Source organism: Thalassobaculum sp. (assembly GCF_040219215.1).
In the GTDB taxonomy this organism is placed as follows: domain Bacteria; phylum Pseudomonadota; class Alphaproteobacteria; order Thalassobaculales; family Thalassobaculaceae; genus Thalassobaculum_A.
Genome location: NZ_JAVJSX010000007.1, coordinates 198,153 through 221,318 on the forward strand (window position 1 = coordinate 198,153; position 23,166 = coordinate 221,318).

At 66.3% G+C, this 23,166-nt stretch carries 24 protein-coding genes; 12 read left to right on the plus strand and 12 right to left on the minus strand.

Annotation, left to right across the window (positions count from 1 at the left end; genetic code table 11):
• Positions 1 to 10 precede the first annotated feature (10 nt).
• On the minus strand, positions 11 to 679 hold the full coding sequence (locus RIC54_RS04510) for a Tim44/TimA family putative adaptor protein (RefSeq protein WP_350098346.1): 669 nt from the start codon (positions 677 to 679) through the stop codon (positions 11 to 13).
• Between the two features lie 161 nt (positions 680 to 840).
• On the opposite strand from RIC54_RS04510, the gene RIC54_RS04515 reads away from it, so the two are divergent.
• The 3 genes from RIC54_RS04515 to secB are packed head-to-tail and all read left to right on the plus strand — an operon-like array spanning position 841 to position 2,446.
• Positions 841 to 1,335, plus strand: a complete 495-nt coding sequence (locus tag RIC54_RS04515) for an FxsA family protein (protein WP_350098347.1) — start codon at positions 841 to 843, stop codon at positions 1,333 to 1,335.
• A gap of 4 nt (positions 1,336 to 1,339) precedes the next feature.
• Positions 1,340 to 1,894, plus strand: coding sequence for a histidine phosphatase family protein (locus RIC54_RS04520; RefSeq protein WP_350098348.1), 555 nt, complete (start codon positions 1,340 to 1,342; stop codon positions 1,892 to 1,894).
• Between the two features lie 42 nt (positions 1,895 to 1,936).
• Positions 1,937 to 2,446, plus strand: coding sequence for a protein-export chaperone SecB (secB, locus tag RIC54_RS04525; protein WP_350098349.1), 510 nt, complete (start codon positions 1,937 to 1,939; stop codon positions 2,444 to 2,446).
• Between the two features lie 18 nt (positions 2,447 to 2,464).
• Here secB and dnaQ read toward each other — a convergent pair whose 3' ends face one another.
• Genes dnaQ through RIC54_RS04545 form a run of 4 tightly spaced genes read right to left on the minus strand, consistent with a single transcriptional unit; the run spans position 2,465 to position 5,217 of the window.
• Positions 2,465 to 3,157, minus strand: coding sequence for a DNA polymerase III subunit epsilon (gene dnaQ / locus RIC54_RS04530; protein ID WP_350098350.1), 693 nt, complete (start codon positions 3,155 to 3,157; stop codon positions 2,465 to 2,467).
• A complete protein-coding gene (gene coaE / locus RIC54_RS04535; RefSeq protein WP_350098351.1) occupies positions 3,070 to 3,756 on the minus strand; it encodes a dephospho-CoA kinase in 687 nt (228 codons plus the stop codon). The genes dnaQ and coaE overlap by 88 nt, the downstream gene beginning before the upstream one ends.
• A complete protein-coding gene (locus RIC54_RS04540) occupies positions 3,756 to 4,397 on the minus strand; it encodes a Maf family protein (protein WP_350098352.1) in 642 nt (213 codons plus the stop codon). Before RIC54_RS04540 ends, coaE begins: the two co-directional genes overlap by 1 nt.
• Entirely contained in the window at positions 4,390 to 5,217 is an 828-nt protein-coding gene (locus tag RIC54_RS04545) for a pyruvate, water dikinase regulatory protein (protein WP_350098353.1), read from the minus strand. The genes RIC54_RS04540 and RIC54_RS04545 overlap by 8 nt, the downstream gene beginning before the upstream one ends.
• Positions 5,218 to 5,625: 408 nt before the next feature.
• On the opposite strand from RIC54_RS04545, the gene hemE reads away from it, so the two are divergent.
• From hemE to rho, 3 genes are all read left to right on the plus strand, one after another.
• Positions 5,626 to 6,648: a uroporphyrinogen decarboxylase gene (hemE, locus tag RIC54_RS04550; RefSeq protein WP_350098354.1), complete on the plus strand. Its 1,023-nt coding sequence runs from the start codon at positions 5,626 to 5,628 to the stop codon at positions 6,646 to 6,648.
• A gap of 16 nt (positions 6,649 to 6,664) precedes the next feature.
• Positions 6,665 to 7,096 carry a protoporphyrinogen oxidase HemJ gene (hemJ, locus tag RIC54_RS04555; RefSeq protein ID WP_350098355.1) on the plus strand — a complete coding sequence of 144 codons (432 nt, stop codon included), beginning with the start codon at positions 6,665 to 6,667 and terminating at the stop codon, positions 7,094 to 7,096.
• A 192-nt stretch (positions 7,097 to 7,288) separates the two neighbouring features.
• Positions 7,289 to 8,548: a transcription termination factor Rho gene (rho, locus tag RIC54_RS04560; protein ID WP_350150591.1), complete on the plus strand. Its 1,260-nt coding sequence runs from the start codon at positions 7,289 to 7,291 to the stop codon at positions 8,546 to 8,548.
• Positions 8,549 to 8,622: 74 nt separating this feature from the next.
• On the opposite strand, the gene RIC54_RS04565 is transcribed toward rho, so the two are convergent.
• From RIC54_RS04565 to RIC54_RS04575, 3 genes are all read right to left on the minus strand, one after another.
• Positions 8,623 to 9,597, minus strand: a complete 975-nt coding sequence (locus RIC54_RS04565) for a quinone oxidoreductase family protein (RefSeq protein WP_350098356.1) — start codon at positions 9,595 to 9,597, stop codon at positions 8,623 to 8,625.
• Between the two features lie 110 nt (positions 9,598 to 9,707).
• Positions 9,708 to 10,403 (minus strand): dienelactone hydrolase family protein, encoded by a 696-nt coding sequence (locus RIC54_RS04570; protein ID WP_350098357.1) that lies wholly within the window; start codon positions 10,401 to 10,403, stop codon positions 9,708 to 9,710.
• Positions 10,404 to 10,498: 95 nt separating this feature from the next.
• Positions 10,499 to 10,972, minus strand: a complete 474-nt coding sequence (locus RIC54_RS04575) for a methylated-DNA--[protein]-cysteine S-methyltransferase (protein ID WP_350098358.1) — start codon at positions 10,970 to 10,972, stop codon at positions 10,499 to 10,501.
• A 171-nt stretch (positions 10,973 to 11,143) separates the two neighbouring features.
• Between RIC54_RS04575 and mnmE the strand changes: the two genes are divergently transcribed.
• The 5 genes from mnmE to RIC54_RS04600 all read left to right on the plus strand — a co-directional run bounded on the left by mnmE (position 11,144) and on the right by RIC54_RS04600 (position 16,995).
• Entirely contained in the window at positions 11,144 to 12,478 is a 1,335-nt protein-coding gene (mnmE, locus tag RIC54_RS04580) for a tRNA uridine-5-carboxymethylaminomethyl(34) synthesis GTPase MnmE (RefSeq protein WP_350150800.1), read from the plus strand.
• A gap of 73 nt (positions 12,479 to 12,551) precedes the next feature.
• Complete coding sequence (gene mnmG / locus RIC54_RS04585; protein WP_350098359.1) at positions 12,552 to 14,459, plus strand: tRNA uridine-5-carboxymethylaminomethyl(34) synthesis enzyme MnmG; 1,908 nt, start codon at positions 12,552 to 12,554, stop codon at positions 14,457 to 14,459.
• The gene (gene rsmG, locus RIC54_RS04590) at positions 14,456 to 15,061 is read left to right on the plus strand and encodes a 16S rRNA (guanine(527)-N(7))-methyltransferase RsmG (RefSeq protein ID WP_350098360.1); all 606 of its coding nucleotides are present in this window, start codon (positions 14,456 to 14,458) and stop codon (positions 15,059 to 15,061) included. Before mnmG ends, rsmG begins: the two co-directional genes overlap by 4 nt.
• A complete protein-coding gene (locus RIC54_RS04595; protein WP_350098361.1) occupies positions 15,054 to 15,872 on the plus strand; it encodes a ParA family protein in 819 nt (272 codons plus the stop codon). The genes rsmG and RIC54_RS04595 overlap by 8 nt, the downstream gene beginning before the upstream one ends.
• Before the next feature lie 19 nt (positions 15,873 to 15,891).
• On the plus strand, positions 15,892 to 16,995 hold the full coding sequence (locus tag RIC54_RS04600) for a ParB/RepB/Spo0J family partition protein (RefSeq protein WP_350098362.1): 1,104 nt from the start codon (positions 15,892 to 15,894) through the stop codon (positions 16,993 to 16,995).
• Positions 16,996 to 17,001: 6 nt separating this feature from the next.
• Here the strand turns inward: RIC54_RS04600 and holA are convergent, their stop codons facing one another.
• The 4 genes from holA to RIC54_RS04620 all read right to left on the minus strand — a co-directional run bounded on the left by holA (position 17,002) and on the right by RIC54_RS04620 (position 21,712).
• The gene (gene holA, locus RIC54_RS04605; RefSeq protein WP_350098363.1) at positions 17,002 to 18,045 is read right to left on the minus strand and encodes a DNA polymerase III subunit delta; all 1,044 of its coding nucleotides are present in this window, start codon (positions 18,043 to 18,045) and stop codon (positions 17,002 to 17,004) included.
• A complete protein-coding gene (gene lptE, locus RIC54_RS04610) occupies positions 18,042 to 18,545 on the minus strand; it encodes an LPS assembly lipoprotein LptE (RefSeq protein WP_350098364.1) in 504 nt (167 codons plus the stop codon). Before lptE ends, holA begins: the two co-directional genes overlap by 4 nt.
• Before the next feature lies 1 nt (position 18,546).
• Positions 18,547 to 21,111 carry a leucine--tRNA ligase gene (leuS, locus tag RIC54_RS04615; RefSeq protein ID WP_350098365.1) on the minus strand — a complete coding sequence of 855 codons (2,565 nt, stop codon included), beginning with the start codon at positions 21,109 to 21,111 and terminating at the stop codon, positions 18,547 to 18,549.
• Between the two features lie 67 nt (positions 21,112 to 21,178).
• Positions 21,179 to 21,712 (minus strand): DUF3576 domain-containing protein, encoded by a 534-nt coding sequence (locus RIC54_RS04620; protein WP_350098366.1) that lies wholly within the window; start codon positions 21,710 to 21,712, stop codon positions 21,179 to 21,181.
• 266 nt (positions 21,713 to 21,978) lie between these two features.
• Between RIC54_RS04620 and RIC54_RS04625 the strand changes: the two genes are divergently transcribed.
• Positions 21,979 to 23,091 (plus strand): porin, encoded by a 1,113-nt coding sequence (locus RIC54_RS04625; RefSeq protein ID WP_350098367.1) that lies wholly within the window; start codon positions 21,979 to 21,981, stop codon positions 23,089 to 23,091.
• Positions 23,092 to 23,166: the final 75 nt, after the last annotated feature.

Sequence of the window (23,166 nt, forward strand, 5' to 3'; positions counted from 1 at the left end):
GCGGCCGGGCTCAATCTTCGGGAACACGGGTCGCGACCAGCTCCCAGTTCGGGTCCCGGTTGCCGATATCGCGCGCGAAGGTCCAGATGTCGGTCAGGATGTCGATCCGATCGGGATCACCCTCGATCACCTCGCCGTCCGGGCCGCGCGTGACCTTCACCTGTTCGGTGACGAACTCGACGGTGACCTTGGCGATGCGGTTTTCCAACGACGCCTCGACCACATCGGCCGAACGGATGGTGACGATGGTGGTTTCCTGGACCTCGCCCGCCTTCTCGCGGGCCTCGATGGCCGACGCGAAGCCGCCGTACAGCTCGCGCGACAGCAGCGGTCGCAGCCCGTCGACGTCGCCCTTGGCAAACGCCTCGACGATCATCGCAAACGCCGCCTTGGCGCCGTGCAGGAACTCCCGCTCGTCGAAGCTATCGTCAGCCAGCTTGATCTGCATGATCCCGGCGGCCATCGAGCTGCCCGAGGCATCGTCGTCGGTTGCGTCAAGGCTCTCGGCCGAGCGGTCCGGAAGACGCACGATGTTGCCGTTGTCATTGGTCTCGGGCGGCTCGGCGAACGGATCGGTCGGCCGCCGTTCATGCCCGGTGCGCCGGCCCAGCACGCTGCGCAGCTTGAAAATGACGAAGCCGGCGAGCATGGCCAGGAGGATGATGTCGAGATACGGCACACTGTTGCCTATTTTGATCGCGGCGCCATGCCTGGACCGGGCTGCGCACCCACGGTTAGAGTGGCGTCCGCCGCTGGCGACCAACCGTCAGACGAACGCGGCGCCGGAGCGGTCTCCGGACGTGTCGTTCTAGATAGGGCCTGAACTTCAGAAGGGCAAGCATGGGCTTCCTGGTTTTACTGGTCATCCTCGGCCTGCCGATCATCGAGATCTGGCTGATGATTGAGATCGGCAGCAATATCGGCGCGTTGCCGACTGTTGCGCTGATCCTGGCGACGGCCGGTTTTGGCGTCCTGTTGTTCCGGATCCAGGGCATGGCGACCCTGGCCCGGGTCCAGGAGCATCTGGATCGTGGCGAGACGCCGGTCGGCGAACTGCTGTCGGGACTCGGCCTGCTGGTGGCCGGCCTTCTGCTGCTGATCCCTGGGTTCATGACCGACGCCCTCGGGCTGATCCTGTTCATTCCGCCGGTCCGCCGACTGCTGATTGGCGCCATCCTGGCCTGGGCCATGGCGCGTGGCGGCACCCGGATCTGGGCGTCGCGGTCGACCGGCCCTGGCCAGCCCGCGCGCAGCGGCTCCGGCCCGGTCATCGACGGCGACTTCGAGGAAGTGCCCGAAGAGGACCCCAAGCAGCTCGACGACGAGAGGCGCTGACCCGATGTACCTGCTGCGCCACGGCCAGAGCGAGTTCAACGTTCACTTCGCCAAGACCCGGGTCGACCCCGGCATCGAAGACCCGGCACTGACCGACCTTGGCCGCGCCCAGGCCAGCGCGGCGGCCACCGCCTTGGTGCCGCGCGGGCTGACCCGCATCGTCGCCAGCCCGTACCGGCGCACCCTGGAGACCGCGGCGATCGTCGCCGAAACGCTTGGATTGCCGATCGAGATCGACTCCCTGGTACGCGAGCGCTGCTGGTTCGCCTGCGACATCGGCACGCCGGCCTCGGAGCTGCGCAAGCTGTGGCCGGGAATCGATTTCGATCGGCTGGGAGAGCGCTGGTGGTCGGCGAACGGCGAGTCCGAGGCCCAGCTGTCCGGCCGTTGCGGCGTGTTCGCCAGCCGGATGCACCGCGCGACCGATTGGGGCGAGACCGTCTATGTCAGCCACTGGGGTTTCATCCGTGGACTGACCGGGCTTGCGGTCGGCAACGGGACCGTCGTCGAGTTGCGGCCGGGGCCGGACGCCTCGGTTGTGCACACCCCGGAACCGTGATAGGCGACCGGCCATCCTCTCACTGCGGGAAGCGCTCACGCCATGTCCGACACCTCTGCGCCCCAGCCGGCCGTCGCCCTGCCGATCCAGATCCATGCCCAGTACGTCAAGGATCTGTCGTTCGAGAACCCGAAAGCCCCGGCCAGCCTGCAGCCACAGAGCGAAGCGCCGAGGATCGAGGTGAACGTCGACGTCCAGGCCGCCAAGGTGGCCGACAACGACCTGTACGAAGTCGTCCTGAAGATCACCGCCTCGGGCAAGAACAGCACCTCGCAGCTGTTTCTTGCGGAGTTGACGTATGGCGGACTGTTCACGCTGCAGGGCATCCCCGAAGACTCGTTGCATCCGGTGCTGCTGATCGAGTGCCCGCGGATCCTGTTCCCGTTCGCCCGTGCCATCATTGCCGAAGTGACCCGCGATGGCGGCTTCCCGCCGTTGTTGATCCAGCCGGTCGACTTCGCGTCGATGTACCGGCAGAGTGCCGGTTCCGGCGACGCATCGGAAACCAGCGGTGCCGCGCCGGCGGCAAGCACCCCTCCGGTGATCAACTGAACGGCAGCCGGCCGGGCGCTATCCCGCTGCCCAGATCGGGTCTTTGATCGACTCCAGGAACGCTTGGTGTGCCGCCAGTTCTTCGGCACTCGGCGCGTGCGGACGCGGCTCGCGGTAAGGCCGCGCTTCGCGGAGTTCCGACGTTCGCGCGCCGGATGATTCATCCGACGATTTCTGGGCCGCCAACGCCAGATCCGGCTGCCGGCCACCGATCAACTCCAGGTACACCGCCGCCAGCAGATCGGCATCAAGCAGCGCGCCATGCAGGGTGCGGTGGCCGTTGTCGATCTCGAACCGGCGGCACAATGCGTCGAGGCTGGCCTGGGCGCCCGGATACTTCCGCCGCGCCAGCTGAACCGTGTCGAGCGCCTGGCTCATCGGAATTTCCGGCCGGTTGAGGCGCCGCAGCTCGGCATTTATGAACTTCATGTCGAAGCTGGCGTTGTGAATCACCAGCACGGCATCTCCCAGGAACTCCAGGATCTCGTCGGCGAGCGCTCCGAACACCGGGTAGGCCGACAGGAACTCGCTGGACAGGCCATGCACCTCGAACGCACCCAGCGGCATGTCGCGCTCGGGATTGATGTAGTGGTGCAGGGTCCGCCCGGTCGGAACGTGGTTGATCAGCTCGACGCAGCCGATTTCGACGATCCGGTCACCGGTGTCGGGGTCCAGGCCCGTCGTCTCCGTGTCGAGCACGATCTCACGCATGTCGATCTTTCCCCTCGTCGAAGGTCGTTCACCAGGCGCGCCAGGCGACGCATCGTCACCGCCCGACCCAGGCCGGTCGGGATGACCACATCGGCTCGCCGACGCTTTTCCCGGTCCGGCATCTGCTTGGCTAGAATAGCCTTCAGGCGCGATTCCGTCATCCCCGGGCGGGCCAGGACGCGCTGCCGCTGCACCGCCGGCGGCGCGCTGACCACCGCAACGAGATCGCAACGCCGATGCCCTTTGCCTTCCAGGAGCAGCGGCACGTCCAGCACGGCCAGCGGCGTGCGGAGGCGACGGTGGCGCGCCAGGAAGCGCTCGGCCTCCCGTGCGACCAAGGGATGAACGATCGCCTCCAGCCGGGCCAGCGCGCTCCGGTCGGCGAAGACGATGCCTCCAAGCGCCGATCGATCGACCGCTCCGTCGCGCACCGTGTTTGGAAAAGCCTCGGCGATCGCCGGGACCGCGGCTCCACCGCGCGCCATCAACCGATGCACCGCCGCATCGGAGTCATGCACCGGTACACCGAGGCGACGCAGCATCGCTGCGGCAGTCGACTTGCCCATACCGATCGAACCGGTCAGGCCGAGGATCTTCATCAGCGCGCCAGCACCTGGTGGACCCGCAGAAAGTCCAGCAACGGCAACAGGGGTAGCCCGAGCACGGTGAAATAGTCGCCGTCCACCGCCGTGAACAACTGAGCGCCAAGCCCCTCGAGCTGATACGCCCCGACCGAGGACTGTACGTCGTCGCCGACCGCGTCCAGATAGGCGTCGATATAAGCCTCCGACAACGGGCGCATCCGCATCCGCACGGTCTGCACCGTGTGCCAGATCCGGGTGCCGGCCAGGGCGACCACAGCGCTGGTCACCAGCTGGTGCTCCCGCCCGGCAAGCGCAACCAGACTGGCGCGCGCGTGATCGCGGTCGATCGGCTTCTCGAACCAGATCCCGTTGCAGTCGAGCATCTGGTCGGAGCCGATCACCAGGGCATCCGGGCGGCGGCGCGATACCGCCACCGCCTTCAGTTCGCCCAGTGCGATGGCGACATCATCGGTCGATGCGCCTTCGGCACCCAGCGACTCCCGCACCGCCGCCTCGTCGACGCCCGCGACCACGACCGTGAACGGAACGCCGGCGGCTTTCAGCATCTGCGCGCGGAACCGGCTACCCGAGGCGAGGATGACCGGGGTGGTTGCCGATCCGCGCAGGACGGCGGCCTCATTCACCGGTTCAGCCATTGTCGGCATCGTCGTTCTCCAGATGCTGGAGCACGGCCGCGGCGGTTTCCTCGATCGACCGTCGGGTTACATCGATCACCGGCCATTTCTGCCGCTCGAACAGCCGACGGGCGTCGGAGACCTCCTTGCGGACCCGTTCCAGGGCCACGTAGTCGGTCTCCTCGCGCTGCTTGAGCATGAGCACCCGGTTGCGACGCACCTGGATCAGCCGGGTGGGATCCGTCGTGAAAGCCACGACCAGAGGCTTCTTGAGGTGAAACAGCTCGTCCGGCAGATCGATCCCCGGAACGATCGGGACGTTCGCGGTCTTGTAGCCGCGGTTGGCGAGATAAAGCGATGTCGGGGTCTTCGAGGTGCGCGACACCCCAACCACGACGATGTCGGCGTCTTCCAGGTCGTGCACGAGCTGCCCGTCGTCGTGGGCCAGAGTGAAGTCCATCGCCTCGATCCGGCGAAAATACGCCGCGTCCATCTCGTGCTGGCGACCGGGCCGGCCGTGCGACTGGAGCCCGAGATGCGCGCCCAGTGCCGAGAGGATCGGATCCAGCACGGATATGCACGGCACCTCAAGTCGCCGACACGCTTCCTCGAGACGGCGGCGAAGCTCCGGTTCGACCAGCGTGAACAGCACCGGCCCCGGATGAGCTTCCAGGCCGGTGATCACTTTTTCGAGATAGCTGCGGGTTCGAACCAACGACCAGACGTGCTCCTTGGCCCGCACGCCGTCGAACTGAACCAGACAGGCCCGGGCAATCTGATGATTGGTTTCACCCGTCGCGTCGGACACCAGATGAAGGTGGAGTATCGGGGACGAAGTCATCCACAGCGCCTTGGGGACAGGGTTGGGGGGATCAATGGGGTTATCCACGCCGCACCGGGTTCGAGCGAAGATATGCCGAAGCGTCCCTGGCACAACGCCGGGGCTGTCCCCAAGGGGATTGTTCTGCACGGCCAGCCGGGGAGTCGGGGAGAACTCGGTTGCGCTGGAAACATCCCCGTTATCCCCGTCATTCCGATCCCGCCTACATCGCCACTCTACAATGGACACAACCGGCTCATCCACCAACGCTCCACAACCCGCGACGCGTACGCGTCGACGCCAACAGCTTGTGTGTCGAATCGGGGATAGCAGATAATCCCCGATCTTCATGGGTCCTACTGCTACCTCCCTCCTTCTATTTAAAAATAAATAGATTAGTGATAGGGGCCAACCAGGGAGCCTGACCGGATGACCCAATCTCTGCTGCTGCGTGCGCTGGCCGGTGAAACACTGGATACACCGCCGCTCTGGATGATGCGCCAGGCTGGTCGCTATCTGCCGGAGTACCGGGAGCTGCGGGCCCGGGCCGGCAGTTTCGTCGACCTCTGCCTGTCGCCGGAGATGGCTGCCGAGGTGACATTGCAGCCGATCCGGCGCTACGGCTTCGATGCGGCGATCCTGTTCTCCGACATCCTGATGGTGCCGTATGGGCTGGGCCGTTCCTTGCGTTTCGAGGAAGGCCGCGGGCCGATCCTGGAACCGATCCGGGACCGAGCCGGAATACCGGTGTTCGATCCCGACACCTTCGCAGCCAAACTCGCACCGATCTGCGAGACGGTGGCGCGCGTCCGCGCCGCCCTGGGACCCGAGACGGCGTTGATCGGCTTTGCCGGTGCGCCCTGGACCGTTGCTTCGTACATGGTGGAGGGCGGCAGCAGCCGCGACTTTGCGGCCTTGAAGCTGTGGGCCTACAGCGATCCGGACGGGTTCTCGGTCCTGATGGGAACGCTGGTCGACGCCACCGTTCTCTATCTCGACCAGCAGATCCGGGCGGGTGCCCAGGTGGTGAAACTGTTCGACAGCTGGGCGGGGGCGGCACCAGAGAGCCTGTTCGAAAAATGGGTGGTGCAGCCGACGGCCACGATCGTACAGCGGTTGAATGCCTTGCATCCGGGCGTACCGGTCATCGGCTTCGCCCGCGGTGCCGGGGTGATGACCAGTGGCTACGGCTCGGCAACGGGAGTGACGGCGCTGGCACTGGACTCCGGGATTCCATTGGCGATGGCGTGTGCGTTGCAGGCGGAGCGGCCGGTTCAGGGCAATCTGGACCCGATTGCGCTGGTGGCCGGCGGCGATGCTCTGGCGGCCGAGACCGACCGGATCCTCGATGCGTTGAGCGGCGGGCCGTTCATCTTCAACCTTGGTCATGGCATCTTGCCGCACACCCCGCTGGCCCACGTCGAGGCCCTGGTGGCGCGGGTACGGGGCTGAAGGGGAAAGAGTCGCGATGGACTGGTACGGCATTGCCAAGGCATTGCACATCATCAGCGTGATCGCCTGGATGGCGGGGATGCTGTATCTGCCGCGGCTGTTCGTCTACCACGCGGAAGCGGATTCAGGGACTTCCCAGTCGGAAACCTTCAAGGTCATGGAGCGGCGCCTCTTCCGCGCGATCATGAACCCGGCGATGGTCGGGACCTGGGTGTTCGGTGGGGCCATGCTGGCGCTCAGTCCGGGGTGGCTGTCGGATGGCTGGCTGCATGCAAAGCTAATGCTGGTAGTCGCGATGACTTTCGTGCACCATCTCTTCGGCTACTGGCGAAAGACGTTCGAACGTGATGAGAATCGTCGCTCGCCTCGGTTCTACCGGTTCTGGAATGAGATGCCGACCTTGCTCTTGATCGGAATTGTCTTCCTGGTAGTCCTGAAACCCTTCTGAATGCCGCGTGTATACAACAGACGGTGATTGACAAGCTTCGCGCGTTTCGGTAACGCGTTTGAAAAAGCCCGCCTGAAGGCGGTTTGGGAATCCTTCCGGGACAACTCGCATCGATACGACACTGGCCGCTGGCCGGTGTGACCGGCAAACCGAAACGCCGAGTCGTCCCGCCAATCCATAAGCTCGGATCCAATGAATCTCCAGGAACTGAAAGAAAAATCGCCCGCCGACCTTCTGCAGTTTGCCGAAGAGTTGGAGATCGAGAACGCCAGTACCCTGCGTAAGCAGGACATGATGTTCGCGATTCTCAAGCAGTTGGCCGACAACGACGTGGCGATCTTCGGCCAAGGCGTGCTTGAAACGTTGCCGGACGGATTTGGTTTTCTCAGATCGCCGGAGTCGAATTACTTGCCGGGCCCGGATGACATCTATGTGTCACCGAGCCAGGTGCGGCGGTTCGGATTGCGGACCGGCGATACGGTCGAAGGCGAGATCCGCGCGCCGAAGGACGGTGAACGGTATTTCGCGCTCCTGAAGGTCAACGCGATCAACTTCGAGGATCCGGACGCGGTGCGGCACCGCATCAACTTCGACAACCTGACGCCGCTGTATCCGGACGAGAAGCTCAGCCTTGAAGTGCCGTTCAAGCCTGAGAACAAGGAATTCACCACCCGGGTCATCGACCTGATCTCGCCGCTCGGCAAAGGCCAGCGCGCCCTGATCGTGGCGCCGCCGCGCACCGGCAAGACCGTGATGCTGCAGAACATCGCGCACGCGATCGCCGAGAATCACCCCGAGGTCTACCTGATCGTGCTGCTGATCGACGAGCGGCCCGAGGAAGTGACCGACATGGACCGCTCGGTGAAGGGCGAGGTCATCTCCTCGACCTTCGACGAGCCGGCGACCCGCCACGTCGCCGTCACCGAGATGGTGATCGAGAAGGCCAAGCGGCTGGTCGAGCACAAGCGGGACGTGGTGATCCTGCTGGATTCCATCACCCGTCTGGCGCGCGCCTACAACACCGTGGTTCCGTCGTCCGGCAAGGTCCTGACCGGCGGTGTCGACGCCAACGCCCTGCAGCGGCCGAAGCGGTTCTTCGGTGCCGCCCGGAACATCGAGGAGGGCGGTTCGCTGACTATCATCGCGACCGCGCTGATCGACACCGGCTCGCGCATGGACGAGGTGATTTTCGAAGAGTTCAAGGGTACCGGCAACTCCGAGATCATCCTGGACCGCAAGCTCGCCGACAAGCGGACCTTCCCGGCGATCGACATCACCCGGTCGGGCACCCGCAAGGAAGAGCTGCTGGTCGACAAGCCGGTGCTGTCGAAAATGTGGGTGCTGCGCCGCATCCTCATGCAGATGGGCACGGTCGACGCCATGGAGTTCCTGGTGGACAAGCTCAAGCACTCCAAGAACAACGCGGACTTCTTCGACGCCATGAATTCCTGAGGGAACTGGCCGGCGAATACCAAAAGGGCGGGTCCATCGGACCCGCCCTTCGCTTGTCTGGACCGCCGTTCGAATTACGGCATCAGCACCGTGGAGCCGGTGGTCTTGCGGCCTTCCAGGTCCTGGTGGGCCTTGACCACATCGGCGAGCGCGTAGGTCTGCTCGATGTTGATCTTCACCTTGCCGGACTTCACCGCGTCGAACAGGTCGTTGGCCATGGTGGCCAGGCCCTCCTTGGTCGCGGTGAAGGTCATCAGCGTCGGCCGGGTAAACACCAGCGAGCCCTTCTGGGCGAAGATGCCGAGATCGACCGGGGGGATCGGGCCCGAAGCCTGGCCGAAGCTGACCATGGTGCCACGTGGCCGCAGCACGTCGAGCGAGGCCGGCCATGTGTCCTTGCCGATGGAGTCGTACACCACCGGCAGTTTCTTGCCGCCGGTGATCTCCAGGACTTTCTCGACGAAATTATCGCGGGTGTAGATGATCGGATGGTCGCAGCCGTTGGCCTTGGCCAGCGCCGCCTTGGCATCGGAGCTGACGGTGCCGATCACGGTGGCGCCCAGGGCCTTGGCCCACTGGCTGACGATCAGCCCGACGCCGCCGGCAGCGGCGTGGATCAGAATGGTGTCGCCGGACTGCACCTTGTAGACCTGACGGATCAGGTACTGCGCGGTCATGCCCTTCAACATCATCGCGGCGGCGGTCTTGTCGTCGACCCCGTCCGGGACCTTGACGACCTTCGTCGCTTCGATGTTGCGGGCTTCCGAGTAGGATCCCGGCGGCGGGGCGGCGTAGGCGATCCGGTCGCCGGCCTTCAGGTCGGAGACACCGGCTCCGACCGCGGCGACGGTCCCGGCACCCTCCATGCCGAGGCCGTGCGGCATCGGAAGCGGGTACAGCCCACTGCGGTGGTAGGTATCGATGTAGTTCAGACCGATGGCGGTGTGCCTGACCTGCACCTCACCGGCGGCCGGGGCGGCCAGATCGACGTCCTCGAGGCGCATCACCTCGGGCCCGCCGGGCTTGTGGAAACGAATGGCCTTGACCATGGTCCTAGACTCCCAGTGGACGGAATTTTAGCGCGGCGCCGACCCTAGGGCCGTGCGTCACAGCGGAAAAGACCCCACGCGGCATGGCAGTCCTGCCGCGCCGGGACCGATCATCCAAGATGCCGGGCGAGGAAGTCGCGCGTTCGCTGGTTGGCGAGGTCGGCCGACGCCTTGTCATAGTGCTTGCCGCCGACCCGGGCGAAGGCGTGGTCCTGGCCCTGGTATACGTGCACGGCGGCGTTCGGGTGCGCTTCCAGCACCGGCACGAACTTGGCCTGGGCTTCCGGCGGCACGAAGCCGTCCTTCTCGGCGACATGCGCCAGGAACGGGGCGGATATCCCGTTGGCCTCGGCGATCAACTCATCCAGTCCGACCCCATAGTAGCTCACATTGGCCTGGGCATTTGACCGCGCGGCCATCAGGTAGGCGAGCTTGCCGCCGAGGCAGTACCCGACGGAGCCGGCCTTACCGGTGCATTCCGCCATGCCGCGTGCGTGCTCCAGGGTGGCGATCAGGTCCTGCACGCCGGCGTCGACGTCGAACTTTCCGAACAGCTCAAACGCCTTCTGCCATTCCGCCTCGGTCTGGTCGGTGATGTCGATCCCCGGCTCGATGCGCCAGAAGATGTCCGGGCAGATCGCCAGGTAGCCCATGGCGGCGAAGGAATCCGTCAGGTCGCGCATCACCTTGTTCACCCCGAAGATCTCCTGGATGACCACCAGGGCGGGGGCGGGGGATTTCGCGGGCGTCGCCACATAGGCCTGGAACGAGCCGCCGTCCTTGGCGGTGACGGTTGCATAGGGCATCACGTTCTCCCTGTCAGGGCCGGTGTTCGGGAGCCGAAACCCTAGGACGACGACCGGCCGGCCGTCTACATGCCCCGCAGCGCGACAACGGCGGTCTAGAACAGGCGGGCCTGGCCGCGCTCGAAGTCGAGCAGCCATTGCTTGGTCGCGACGCCGGCGCCGCCGGAGAACCCGACCAACCGTCCGTCGGAGCCGACTACCCGGTGGCAGGGCACGACAATCGGAATCGGGTTGCGCCCACAGGCGCCGCCGACGGCCCGGGCGACCCCGTCGGTGAGGGTGGCAAGGTCGCCATAGGTCTTGGTCTCGCCCCAGGGAATGGCCCGCATGGCATCCCAGATCGCCCGTTCGAAGGCGGACCCGCCGCGGTACCGGATCGGCAGGTCGAACACCGTCAGGCGGCCGTCGAAATAGGCGGACAGCTGGGCGGCCGTTTCACGTGAAACAGCGTCAGGTATTGCCGGTTCGAGGCTTGCTCCGGGCTCGATCCAGGTGATCCCGACCACGGCATCGCCGTCGCTGGACACCCGGATCGGGCCGGTGGGACTGTTGAGATCGATGGTGGGCATGGCGGATCCCGTCGGTTGCCGGCGTTCGGACCGTACGCCGAAGCAGTATCGGGGATGGTGTCGCGGGCGGCAATCACCGGAACCGCCCGCCGGGCGGATCTTGACGTTGACGAGCGGGCCGTTCATCACCGCGATGAAGCGAGGATCAGACGGGATCGTGACGGTGTCGGGATGAGCGAAGGCGGTGGTGACACGATTGCGGCTCTGGCGACAGCGCCTGGGCGGGCGGGGATCGCGGTGATCCGGCTGTCCGGACCGGCAGCCTTGGGCGCGGTCAAGGCGTTGACCAGCCGGATCCCGGCGTCCCGCAGGATGAGCCGGGCGTTGCTGCGCGATCCACGGGATGGCGAGGCGCTGGACGATGCCATGGTCGTGGTGTTTCCGGGGCCGGCCAGCTTCACGGGCGAGGACGTGGCGGAGCTTCACCTGCACGGCGGGCGTGCCGTGATCGACGGGGTGCTGGGCGCCCTGCTGAGCCTGCCCGGCGTCCGTCCCGCCGATCCGGGTGAGTTCACCCGACGCGCGTTCCTGAACGATCGCCTCGATCTGACCGCGGCCGAGGCCGTGCTCGATCTGGTCGATGCCGAGACCGCCGCCCAGCGCCGCCAGGCCCTGCGCCAGGCATCCGGCGGGCTCGCCGGGATCTATGAGGGGTGGCGGGCCGCCCTGGTCCTTTCCATGGCGCGGCTGGAGGCCTGGATCGATTTTCCCGACGAGGATCTGCCGACGGATGTCCTGGAGGGGGTGACAGGCGATCTTGGCGGCCTGGCCGAGGCGCTGGAGCGCCATCTGGCGGACGCCGGACGCGGGGAGCGTCTTCGGGAAGGCCTGCGTATGGCGATTGTCGGACCTCCGAATGCGGGTAAGTCATCCCTGCTCAACTGGTTGGCAAATAGAGATGTAGCGATCGTCAGTGCAACCGCCGGGACGACCCGGGAGGTCCTGGAGGTATACCTGGACATAGGAGGGTATCCGGCGACCGTAGCGGACACCGCCGGGCTGCGCGAATCCGCCGATTCGGTGGAGCGGGAAGGGGTCCGGCGCGCCCTGGCGCGGGCCGAGGACGCCGATCTCCGCCTTGTGGTGGTCGATTGGAGTGCCGGCGGTGTCGACCGTGAAACGGTTGCCCGTTGGTTGGACGGCGATGCGATCGCCATTGCCAACAAGATCGATCGGGGCGGAAACCCTCCAGATCCGTGGATTGCGGTGTCAGTGACCACTGGACAAGGGCTGGACGCGCTGATGCGCCGGATCGGGACCGAGCTGGAGGCCCGGATGGCGGTTCGCGAAGCCCCGACCTTGACCCGCGCGCGCCACCGTCACGCCGCTGAGGAGGCGCTGGACGGTGTGCGACGCGCCCGCGATGCTCTGAGAGCGGGCGTCCCGTTGGAGCTGCCGGCCGAGGATCTGCGTCTGGCGGCGCGCACGCTGGGCCGGATCACCGGGAAGGTTGATGTCGAGGAGCTTCTGGACGTGATTTTCCGCGAGTTCTGCCTCGGCAAGTGATCTCCACGATGTTTCACGTGAAACATCGCGCCGATTCTTTGACAGACGGTGGCGGAATCCGTATCTCCAGCGAATGGAAAGTCAGGCGACACCGCGGGGATACGACGTCATCGTGGTCGGTGGCGGGCACGCCGGATGCGAGGCCGCGGCCGCTGCGGCGCGGATCGGCGCCCGGACCTTGCTGCTGACCCATCGAATCGACACGATCGGCGCAATGTCGTGCAATCCGGCGATCGGCGGGCTCGGCAAGGGTCATCTGGTGCGGGAGATCGACGCGCTCGACGGCATCATGGGCCGGGCCATCGATCGAGCCGGTATCCAGTTCAGGGTTTTGAACCGCTCGAAAGGCCCGGCGGTCCGCGGCCCGCGGGCCCAGGCCGACCGAAAGCTCTACAAGGCCGCGATCGCCGACATCCTCGCCGAGTTCGAATGCCTGGCGATCGAGGCCGGAGCGGTTGAGGACCTGATCGTATCGGACGGCCGCTGTCTCGGGGTTCGGCTGGCCGACGGGTCCGAACGGCGGTCGGGGGCGGTGGTCCTGACCACGGGGACGTTCCTGCGCGGCGAGATCCACCTTGGCGAGGAACGCACGCCGGCGGGCCGGGTCGGGGACGGTCCGGCCGTGGGCTTGGCGCGCACGCTCGAGCAGGCGGGATTTCCGCTCGGACGACTGAAGACCGGAACGCCGCCGCGGCTGGATGGCCGCACCATCGACTGGGGCGGCCTGGAGACCCAGGACGGCGACAATCCGCCCGAGCCGTTCTCGACCCTGACCGACCGGATCACCGTCCCGCAGACGGTCTGCCACATTACCCATACGTCCGAGGCCGCGCATGAGCTGATCCGGGCCAACCTGCACCGGGCGCCGATGTACTCCGGACAGATCAGCGGGACCGGGCCGCGCTACTGCCCGTCGATCGAGGACAAGGTGGTCCGGTTCGCCGACAAGCCGCGGCACCAGATCTTCCTGGAGCCCGAGGGGTTGGACGATCCAACGGTCTATCCAAACGGCATCTCGACCTCGCTGCCGCGCGACGTGCAGGACGCGGTTGTCGCCTCGATCCCCGGGCTGGAGCGGGCGCGCATCCTGCAGCACGGCTATGCCATTGAGTACGACTATGTCGACCCGCGGGAACTGACCCCGGCACTGGAAACCCGCCGGATTCCGGGTCTGTACCTCGCCGGCCAGATCAACGGGACCACGGGCTACGAAGAAGCGGCCGGCCAGGGCCTGATCGCGGGTGCGAACGCGGCCTTGGCGGCTGGCGGCGCGACGGCGGGTTTCGCGGTGGACCGGGCCGACGGCTATCTCGGCGTCATGGTCGACGACCTGATCAGCCGCGGAGCGCCTGAGCCTTATCGCATGTTCACCTCCCGGGCCGAGTATCGGCTGCGGCTGCGGGCCGACAACGCCGACCAGCGCCTCACGGGGCTCGGCCGAGACGCCGGCTTGGTGGGGCAAGCGCGCTGGAAAGCCTACTGCGCGAAGCGCGACGCGCTGAATGTTTCACGTGAAACACTGCGGAATCTGGCGGGGACCCCGCCGGAGCTGGCCCGCCGCGGCATTTCGGTGAACCAGGACGGTCAGCGACGCCGGGCCTGGGATCTTCTCGGGCATGCCGGGGTCTCGCGGGAGCAGATTCTGCAGGCCTGGCCGGAGATCGCGACGATACCCCCGGGGATTCTCGACCAGTTGTCGATCGAAGCGCTGTACGCCAGCTATCTGGAACGTCAGGACATCGACATCCAGGCGTTTCGCCGCGACGAGGCCCTGGTGCTTCCCGATGACTTGGATCCGGCCAGCATCGGCTCGCTCTCGACCGAAATACGCGGGATTCTGCAGCGCGCTCGTCCGCGAACCCTTGGTCAGGCGGCCCGACTACCAGGAGTGACGCCGGCCGCTACCCTGGCGTTGCTGCGTCATGTGAAGGGCCAGAAACCGCGTGAATCTGCCACGTCTGAGCCTGTTGACACGGTATGAACCAGGCGGATGTTCAGGCGGCGCTGGGCTTTGACGATGCGACCGGCGCCCGGCTGGCGGCGTATGTCGCGTTGCTGGTGAAATGGCAGGCGCGCATTAACCTGGTGGCACCAGCAAGCCTGCCGGATGTCTGGTCGCGCCACGTCCTGGATTCGGGGCAACTGTCCCGGCACATGGAAGGCTTGGCCGGGCCGGTGCTCGACCTTGGTTCCGGTGCCGGCTTTCCCGGACTGGTGCTGGCGATTCTCGGCCGAAGCGACATCACCTTGGTCGAGGCCGACCGCCGCAAGGTGGCGTTCCTGCAGGAGGCCGCCCGCGTAACCGACACGAAAGTGACAATCGAGTGCTGCCGAATCGAGGCACTACGTCCGATTCGCGCGGGAATCGTCACTGCGCGGGCATTGGCATCGGTTTCGGAGTTGCTGCACTACGCCCGTCCATTCGTCGATAAATCAACCGTATACCTGTTCCTGAAGGGCGAGCGGACGGATGCCGAGTTGACTACCGCTCAGGAACACTGGAACATGAGGATTGACAAGGCTCCGAGCCTTAGTGATTCGCGCGGGGTCGTACTTCGGTTGGAGGGTGTGACCGATGTCTGAAACCGACTCTAGGATGGTAGTGGCACCGCGCATTCTGGCAATCGTGAACCAGAAGGGCGGCGTCGGCAAAACCACCACGGCGGTGAATCTCGCCACCGCCATGGCAGCCTGTCAAAAGCGGGTGCTGGTGGTGGATCTCGACCCGCAGGGCAACGCATCGACCGGGTTCGGCGTGCCGCGCAAGGCGCGCGACGCGGATTCCTACGCGGTGCTGATCGGCGAGGCTTCGATCGCCGAGGCGGCGATCCAGACCGAGGTCCCGGGGCTTGAGGTCGTGCCGGCCTCGCCGAACCTGTCGGGGGCGGAGATCGAGCTGGTCACGATGGAGCATCGCGAGTTCCGTCTGCGCGAGGCGCTGGTCCGTCACGCCGCGGGCTCGCCCTACGACTACATCCTGATCGATTGCCCGCCGTCGCTCGGCCTGCTGACCTTGAACGCGCTGGTCGCCTCGGACGCCGTGCTGGTGCCGCTGCAGTGCGAGTTCTACGCCCTGGAAGGGCTGTCGCAGTTGATCCGTACGGTCGAGCGGGTGCGGAAGTCCCTGAACCCCGACCTGGAAATCCAGGGGGTAGTGCTGACCATGTTCGACCGGCGAAACAACCTGTCGGAGCAGGTGGCGGCGGATGTGCGCGGGCATTTCGGCGATGTGGTGTACCGGACGGTGATCCCGCGCAACGTCCGGGTGTCCGAGGCTCCGTCCTACGGAAAGCCGGTGATCGTGTACGACATGGCGTGCAGCGGGGCGCGGGCCTATCTGGATCTGGCGCGCGAGGTGCTGCGCCGCGAGCGGGCACTGGCCGAGGCGGCCTGAGCAGAGGATTCCCGAGCGAATGACAGACGACTCCACCCGCCGCCGGACCAACAAGCTTGGACGCGGCCTGTCCGCGCTGCTCGGCGACGAGGAGGAGGATCAGGCCCAGCTCGAGCGGCTCCGCCAGACCCGTACGCTGCCGGTGGAGCGCCTGGGTCCGGGGCCGTTTCAGCCGCGCCGCCGGTTCGACCAGGAAGACCTCGCCGAACTGGCCGAGAGCATCCGCGAGCAGGGCGTGCTGCAGCCGATCCTGGTTCGTCGATCACCGGACGGCGAGAACTATGAGATCATCGCCGGCGAGCGCCGCTGGCGGGCCGCGCAGCTGGCGCAGCTCCATGAAGTGCCGGTGCTGGTCCGCGAGTTCGACGACCGCACCGCGATGGAGATCGCGCTGGTCGAGAACGTTCAGCGCCGCGACCTGACCGCGCTGGAGGAAGCCGACGGCTACCACCGGCTGATCGAGGAATACGGTCACTCCCAGGAAGACGTGGCGCGGGCGGTCGGCAAGAGCCGCAGCCACGTCGCCAACACCCTGCGGCTGCTGAACCTGCCGGACGAGGTTCGCTCGCTGCTGGAAGACGGCCAGCTGACGGCCGGGCACGCCCGGGCGCTGCTCGGTCACGACGACGCGGTGGCCCTGGCGCGCGAGGTCGTCACCCGCAAGCTGAACGTGCGGGACACCGAGCGCCTGGTCCAGCGGGGCCGGCCCGAGCCGGCACAGCGGCCGGCCAAGGCGCCGCGCGTCGCGTCATCCGGCCAGATGGTCAAGGACGCCGACACCCTGGCGGTCGAGCGCGACCTGCGCGAGCAGCTGGGTCTCGCGGTGTCGATCGACCACGACCCGCGGTCCGGCGGCGGCAGCGTGGTCGTCAGCTACACCGACCTGGAACAGTTGGATCTGGTCATCGAACGGCTGTCGGGAATCCCCGCCGGGCGCTCGGCCGGCGCCGCTGGTGGGCCGTTGCCTGACGCCGGACTCCCCGGTGACGGCCCGGACGACGATGGTGGCCCGGACGACGATGACGGGCCGCAGGAGTGGTCGTTCGATGATGACGACGAGGTCAGGCTCGACGGCGAGGAACTCGACGACGATCCCGACGACCCGCTGATTCCGCAGTCCTGACGCCGGTCAGCGCGCCCGTCGGGCGCCCGCGCGCAGCGCCATCCGGGCCACATCGATCAGCGCCTGGCCGCACTCGGCCTCGTCCGGGTAGCCCGTGGTCTTGCAGCGGATCTCGGCCTGGCCGAGTCGGGCCAAGGCCCCGGCGAGCGCGGTCGGCGACCAGCGGGACACCTGACGGGTCATCGCGTCCACAGCTTTGAAGAACACCGGCGGGCGCAGCGATTTGACGGCGTCGGCCGGGCCGCGGCCGTCGGCGGCCCGGCTGGCTGCCAGATGCAGGCGCTGGAAGTACCCCTGGGCGGTACGCAGGACGCGGATCGGCGACTCGCCCTGCCGGAACGCCCGGTCAAGGCCGGAGACGATGCCTTCCGGCCGGCCGTCGGCGGCCGCGGTGATCAGGCTGTCGATCTCCAGGGCCGCGCCGTCGCCGACCGCCTCCATGGCGGTTTCCAGGTCGAGCACGCCATCCTGGCCGACCATCAGCGCCAGCTTGTCGAGCTCGGTACGGGTCGCCATCCTGTCGCTGCCCAGCCGTTCCAGCAGAAACTGACTGGCGTCAGGTGCGACCCGCACGCCGGCGGCCTCGAAGGATTCGCGCAGCACGCGGGCAAGGTCGCGCGCGTCGTCGGCATAGCAGGCGAGTGCCGCAAGGTCGCCGCGCTTGTCCTCGAACAGCTTGCGCAGCCCGGTGCCGGCCTTCAGCTCGCCGGCTTCGACGACGACCAGGGTATCGGTTTCCGGACCGGAGAACGCGTTGGCCAGCGCCTCGGCGGTACGGTCGCGGGCGTCGCGCACCCGCACCAGCCGGCGCCCGCCCATCAGCGAACGGGCGGCAGTCTCGTCGGCGACCCGGGCGGGGTCGGCCTCGGCCTCCTCGCCGGTGAGAACCGTGACATTGAACGGATCGGACAGGTCGGCGACGACCGACCGGCCGATCCGTTCGGCGGTCTCGCGCACCTTGCCGCCGTCGGGGCCGTAGACCAGAACACCGCGCAGCCCGGCGGGAGGTTGCCGCACGAAGCCTTCCAGCTCGCGCGGCGCGACCTTCATCCGTCGGTGCGCTGAAAGTACAGGCCCAGGCGCAGGACGATGTCCTCGGCGACCGCCGTCACGACCCGTCGGCGGGCGTCTTCCTCGGCCTGCAGCGAGGCAAACTCCGACGAACTGATCGAGTAGCTGGCAATGCGCCGGCTGCGCCCCTTGGTGACCGGGGCGTCAGTGGACAGGTCGACCAGAACCCATCTGGCATCGCCGACATACTTGGCGAAGGTCGCGGTGGCATCGCGCAGAATCACCAGATCGCTGGTTGTCTCGTTCAGCGCGACATCAAGGCGCCAGCGCGCCTGACGCGGGACGCCGGTCGGCACCAGCCGGTCGCGCAGTTCGTTGCGCAGCATCTGTCCGGCCCGGTCGGCGATCGGCGAGATGCTGATCTGGGCCATCTCGGGCATGGCCATCGCCCCGCCGCCCTTGCGGTTGCCGTACAGCGGCTCAAACCCGCACGCCGCGAGCCCGAGCGGTAGCAACAGAAGGCTGCGGCGGTCGATCATCTCAGGCCACCAGATTCACGATCTTGTTCGGCACGGCGATCACCTTCCGCGGGGTCTTGCCCTCGAGCTGGCGCTGAACGTTCGGATGGCCAAGGGCTTCGGCGATCAGCGCGTCCTTGTCGGTATCCTTCTGGACCTGGATGGTGGCCCGCAGCTTGCCGTTGATCTGAACCGCGATGGTCACGGTCTCGTCCTCCGCCAGCGTGCGGTCGGCCTCGGGCCAGGGGGTCGCGGTCAGCAGGGCGGTGTGTCCAAGCTGGACCCACAGCTCCTCGGCGATGTGCGGCATCATCGGTGCCAGGAGGCGGACCGCGGTCTCCCATCCGAAACGCAGCACCCATGGTTCGCCCGCTCCCCGGCCGTCCAGACCCAGCAGGAGGTTGGTCAGTTCGCGGATCTGCGCAACCGCGGTGTTGAACCGGAACCGCTCGATCGCGTCACCGACTCCGAGAATGGTCTTGTGGCACGAGCGCCAGGCTTGCTCCGCGGCTGGCGACAGTGTCTCCGGCTTCGGCGTGCCGACCGGAGGCAGGACAATCTCGGATTCCGTGATGGCGCGCCACAGCCTGTTCAGATAGCGCCAGGCGCCGTCCACACCGGCCTCGGTCCATTCCAGATCGCGCTCCGGCGGGCTGTCCGACAGCATGAACAGCCGGGCGGTATCGGCTCCGTAGGCATCGATGATGTTGGCCGGGTCGACCGTGTTGCGCTTCGACTTCGACATCTTCTCGACGCGGCCCACCGTCACCGGCGCCCCGCCGTCGACGGTGACGGTCGTACCGGCTTCATTCTTGCTCACTTCGGACGGGTACAGCCATTTGCCGTCGGGACCCTTGTAGGTCTCGTGACAGACCATGCCCTGGGTGATCAGGCCGGCGAACGGTTCGGCAATCCCCAGATACCCGCAGTCGCGCAGGGCGCGGGTGTAGAACCGCGAATACAGCAGGTGCAGGACGGCATGCTCGACGCCGCCGATGTACTGGTCGACCGGCAGCCAGTAGTCGGCCTCGCGGCGGCCGAACGCAGTCGCCCCCTGGGCGTCGGTGAAGCGTGCGAAGTACCAGGACGACTCGAAGAAGGTGTCGAACGTGTCGGTCTCCCGCCGTCCGGGCGCGCCGCAACTCGGGCAATCGGCGTGCTTCCAGGTCGGGTGGCGGTCCAGCGGGTTCCCCGGCGTGTCGAAATCGACGTCCTTCGGCAGGGTTACCGGCAGCTGGTCCTCCGGCACCGGCTGCGGTCCGCACGCGTCGCAGTGAATGATCGGGATCGGGCAGCCCCAGTACCGCTGCCGCGACACGCCCCAGTCACGCAGCCGCCAGGTCGTGGTCCGCTCGCCACGATCCATCGCAACCAGACGCTCGGCGACGGCGGATTTCGCCGCTTCGATCTCCAATCCGTCCAGGAAGTCCGAGTGATAGATCGTGCCCGGGCCGATATAGGCCTCGCCGGCGATCTCGAAGCTGGCCGGGTCGGCTTTCGGCGGCAACACAACTGGAATCACCGGCAGGTCGTATTTGCGGGCGAAGTCCAGGTCGCGCTGATCGTGTGCCGGGCATCCGAAGATCGCGCCGGTCCCGTACTCCATGAGCACGAAGTTGGCGACGTAGACCGGCATCGTCACGCCCGGGCGAAACGGATGCTGGACTTCCAGCCGGGTGCGGTAGCCCTTCTTCTCGGCGGTCTCGATGTCGGCTTCGCTGGTGCTGCTGCGGTTGCACTCCGCGATGAACGCCGTCAGTTCCGGGTTGCCCTCGGCCATTTCGACGGCCAGCGGATGATTCGGCGAGACCGCGCAGAAGCTGGCGCCGAACAGGGTGTCGGGCCGGGTGGTGAATACTTCCAGCGTATCGCTGCGGCCGACGATCTCGAACCGGACCCGCGCGCCTTCGGAGCGGCCGATCCAGTTGTGCTGCATCAGCCGGACCTTCTCCGGCCAGCGGTCAAGTCCGTTCAGGGCGTCCAGCAGGTCCTGGGCATAGTGGGTGATGCGCAGGAACCACTGGCTGAGCTTGCGCTTCTCGACCAGCGCCCCGGACCGCCAGCCACGGCCGTCGATGACCTGCTCGTTGGCCAGAACGGTGTTTTCCTCCGGATCCCAGTTGACCCAACTCTCCTTGCGGTAGGCGAGGCCGGCCTTCAGGAAGTCCAGGAACATCTTCTGTTCGTGGCGGTAGTAGCTGGGATCGCAGGTCGCGATCTCGCGGCGCCAGTCGTAGCTCAGGCCCATGCCCCTGAGCTGCTCCTTCATGGCGTCGATGTTCTCGTGGGTCCAGCCGTGCGGATGGACGCCCCGCTCGATCGCGGCGTTCTCCGCCGGCAGACCGAAGGCGTCCCAGCCCATCGGGTGCAGGACGTTGAAGCCGCGGGCCTTCTTGTACCGGGCTACGACGTCGCCCAGGGTGTAGTTGCGGACGTGCCCCATGTGAATCCGGCCCGACGGATACGGGAACATCTCGAGCACGTAGTACTTCGGCCTGGCGGGATCGACCTCGACCTCGAAGGCCCCGGTCTCGGCCCAGCGGCGCTGCCAGCGTGATTCGGTTTCCTTGACGTTGTAGCGCGCCATGCGATCGGTCTTTCGGACTGCGGAGAGGGTCTGCGGTTTTCGGCCGGGCCGGTCCGCCATGGTTGCCTTATTTGACGGCGGCCTGCTGAATCCGGATCTGCCGCGCCCGGGTCAGGATCGCGTCTTCGAGGTCCTTGCCAAGGGTCGGCTCGACCGTGGCATCCACCCATTGCCCGGCGCCCGTCCGTTCCTGCCGGAACACGTTGGCCCGGATGCCGTCCGAACGCAGCGCGCGGTCAAGGATATAGATGGTGATCTTGAAGCGCTCGCCCTGCGACTGGGGCGGGCTGTACCAGTCCGAGATGATCACGCCGCCGAACGGGTCGGCGGAAGACAGCGGCATGAACGACAGAGTATCCAGCGATGCACGCCAGAGAAACGCGTTGACCGCCACGCCGCTGCCGCCGGTGTTCTGCTCCTTCGCCCGGCCCAGCGAGAACAGGTCGACGCCGTCCGGACCGACCAGGCTCTCCTTCTTCTCGTAGGTCGGCTTTCCGCCCGGCCCGGATGTCGGATAGGAGTACTCGACAGGCACCCCCGAGCATCCGGCGAGCAGGACGGTACCGGCGAGAATGGCTTTCGTTCGGATCCAGGCAGTCATGGTAAGCGTCCTCGACGTTTGTCACTGTATTAGCGGTGGCCGTTCCGCCATGCAATCGCCGCAGCGTCTGGCGGCGTACAGCGGTTGTGGCATTTTCGTCACATTGAGACAGTTTTGCACCGGCTAAGTGGCGAGCTTTGTTGACGGTGCCGGTGCAGCGGCATAGCAATACCGACGACGCGGCGACACAACGTCGATTGGCGGTACACGTCAACAACGACATCGTCGCGTGCCCGGAATAACACCTCGAACTCGGGAGTAGGGGAATGAAAAAGGTTCTTCTCGGCACGACGGCGATCGTCGCCGCGGGCATGATTGCATCCAGCCCCGCCTCGGCGGCCGAAAAGATCTCGGCCAAAGTCGGCGGCTACATGGAGCAGTGGATTGGTTATGCGTCCGTTGATCAGTCGGGCTCGACCCGTGACATCGACGGCTTCGACATCAAGTCGGACTCGGAAATTCACTTCACCGGCATGACGACCCTGGACAATGGCATCGAGTTCGGTGTGAACGTCCAGCTCGAAGCGAACAGCAACTCGGGCGACCAGATCGACGAGTCGTACCTGATCGTGAAGGGCAGCTTTGGCGAGATCAATCTCGGTTCCGAGAACTCCGCCATGTACAAGATGCACTATGCCCCGACCGACTACGGCATCAGCCTGAACTCGGGTGACCAGATCGACTGGGCCGCGGTGTCCGGTTCGGGCCACTCGACCGGTGGTTACTTCCGTAACCCGTACGGCTCCACCTATGTCGAGCCGGGCCAGGCCAACGACTCTGAGAAGCTGACCTACTACACGCCGCGTTTCGGTGGCTTCCAGATCGGCCTGTCCTACTCGCCGGACGGCAACCAGGACAACAACAACAGCCCCGACCGCAATGCGTCCGCTACGGACATGGTCGCGGTTGGCGCGAACTTTAAGGGTGACTTCGCTGGTGCCTCCCTCGGTATCTCGGGCGGCTACGGCAAGTTCATGAACAGCGCCACCGGCAGCACGGTTGAGCCGGAAGCCTACAACTTCGGCCTGACCGTCGGCTTCGGCGGGTTCGAGATCGGCGGTTCGTACGCGAAGGCCGACGAGAACAACAACGGCACCGACGGCGACGGCTACAACATCGGCGTAGCCTACACCACCGGTCCGCTGGGCGTCAGCCTGTCGTACTTCACCGGCGAGCGTGAAGGCCTCACCAGCACTGCTGGCGTGCGTACCGTTCATGCTGAGCAGAAGACGGTTCACCTCTCGGCCAACTACACCTTGGGCCCGGGCGTGACGGCAGCGGCCACCCTCGGCCATGCTCAGTTCGAGTCGAAGAACACGACGGCGATCGCCGACATCGAAGCGACCTACTTCGTCACCGGTATCAAGCTTAGCTTCTGATCCTGGTTACGTGAGGTTCGGGGAGGAGCCGCCTTCGGGCGGCTCCTCTTCCATTTCGGGAGGACGTTTCGTTAA

Coding starts and splice junctions, on each gene's coding strand:
- RIC54_RS04515 (WP_350098347.1), top strand. CDS start 841: ATGGGCTTCCTGGTTTTACTGGTCATCCTCGGCCTGCCGATCATCGAG.
- RIC54_RS04520 (WP_350098348.1), top strand. CDS start 1,340: ATGTACCTGCTGCGCCACGGCCAGAGCGAGTTCAACGTTCACTTCGCC.
- secB (WP_350098349.1), top strand. CDS start 1,937: ATGTCCGACACCTCTGCGCCCCAGCCGGCCGTCGCCCTGCCGATCCAG.
- dnaQ (WP_350098350.1), bottom strand. CDS start 3,157: ATGCGTGAGATCGTGCTCGACACGGAGACGACGGGCCTGGACCCCGAC.
- coaE (WP_350098351.1), bottom strand. CDS start 3,756: ATGAAGATCCTCGGCCTGACCGGTTCGATCGGTATGGGCAAGTCGACT.
- RIC54_RS04540 (WP_350098352.1), bottom strand. CDS start 4,397: ATGGCTGAACCGGTGAATGAGGCCGCCGTCCTGCGCGGATCGGCAACC.
- RIC54_RS04545 (WP_350098353.1), bottom strand. CDS start 5,217: ATGACTTCGTCCCCGATACTCCACCTTCATCTGGTGTCCGACGCGACG.
- hemE (WP_350098354.1), top strand. CDS start 5,626: ATGACCCAATCTCTGCTGCTGCGTGCGCTGGCCGGTGAAACACTGGAT.
- hemJ (WP_350098355.1), top strand. CDS start 6,665: ATGGACTGGTACGGCATTGCCAAGGCATTGCACATCATCAGCGTGATC.
- rho (WP_350150591.1), top strand. CDS start 7,289: ATGAATCTCCAGGAACTGAAAGAAAAATCGCCCGCCGACCTTCTGCAG.
- RIC54_RS04565 (WP_350098356.1), bottom strand. CDS start 9,597: ATGGTCAAGGCCATTCGTTTCCACAAGCCCGGCGGGCCCGAGGTGATG.
- RIC54_RS04570 (WP_350098357.1), bottom strand. CDS start 10,403: ATGCCCTATGCAACCGTCACCGCCAAGGACGGCGGCTCGTTCCAGGCC.
- RIC54_RS04575 (WP_350098358.1), bottom strand. CDS start 10,972: ATGCCCACCATCGATCTCAACAGTCCCACCGGCCCGATCCGGGTGTCC.
- mnmE (WP_350150800.1), top strand. CDS start 11,144: ATGAGCGAAGGCGGTGGTGACACGATTGCGGCTCTGGCGACAGCGCCT.
- mnmG (WP_350098359.1), top strand. CDS start 12,552: ATGGAAAGTCAGGCGACACCGCGGGGATACGACGTCATCGTGGTCGGT.
- rsmG (WP_350098360.1), top strand. CDS start 14,456: ATGAACCAGGCGGATGTTCAGGCGGCGCTGGGCTTTGACGATGCGACC.
- RIC54_RS04595 (WP_350098361.1), top strand. CDS start 15,054: ATGTCTGAAACCGACTCTAGGATGGTAGTGGCACCGCGCATTCTGGCA.
- RIC54_RS04600 (WP_350098362.1), top strand. CDS start 15,892: ATGACAGACGACTCCACCCGCCGCCGGACCAACAAGCTTGGACGCGGC.
- holA (WP_350098363.1), bottom strand. CDS start 18,045: ATGAAGGTCGCGCCGCGCGAGCTGGAAGGCTTCGTGCGGCAACCTCCC.
- lptE (WP_350098364.1), bottom strand. CDS start 18,545: ATGATCGACCGCCGCAGCCTTCTGTTGCTACCGCTCGGGCTCGCGGCG.
- leuS (WP_350098365.1), bottom strand. CDS start 21,111: ATGGCGCGCTACAACGTCAAGGAAACCGAATCACGCTGGCAGCGCCGC.
- RIC54_RS04620 (WP_350098366.1), bottom strand. CDS start 21,712: ATGACTGCCTGGATCCGAACGAAAGCCATTCTCGCCGGTACCGTCCTG.
- RIC54_RS04625 (WP_350098367.1), top strand. CDS start 21,979: ATGAAAAAGGTTCTTCTCGGCACGACGGCGATCGTCGCCGCGGGCATG.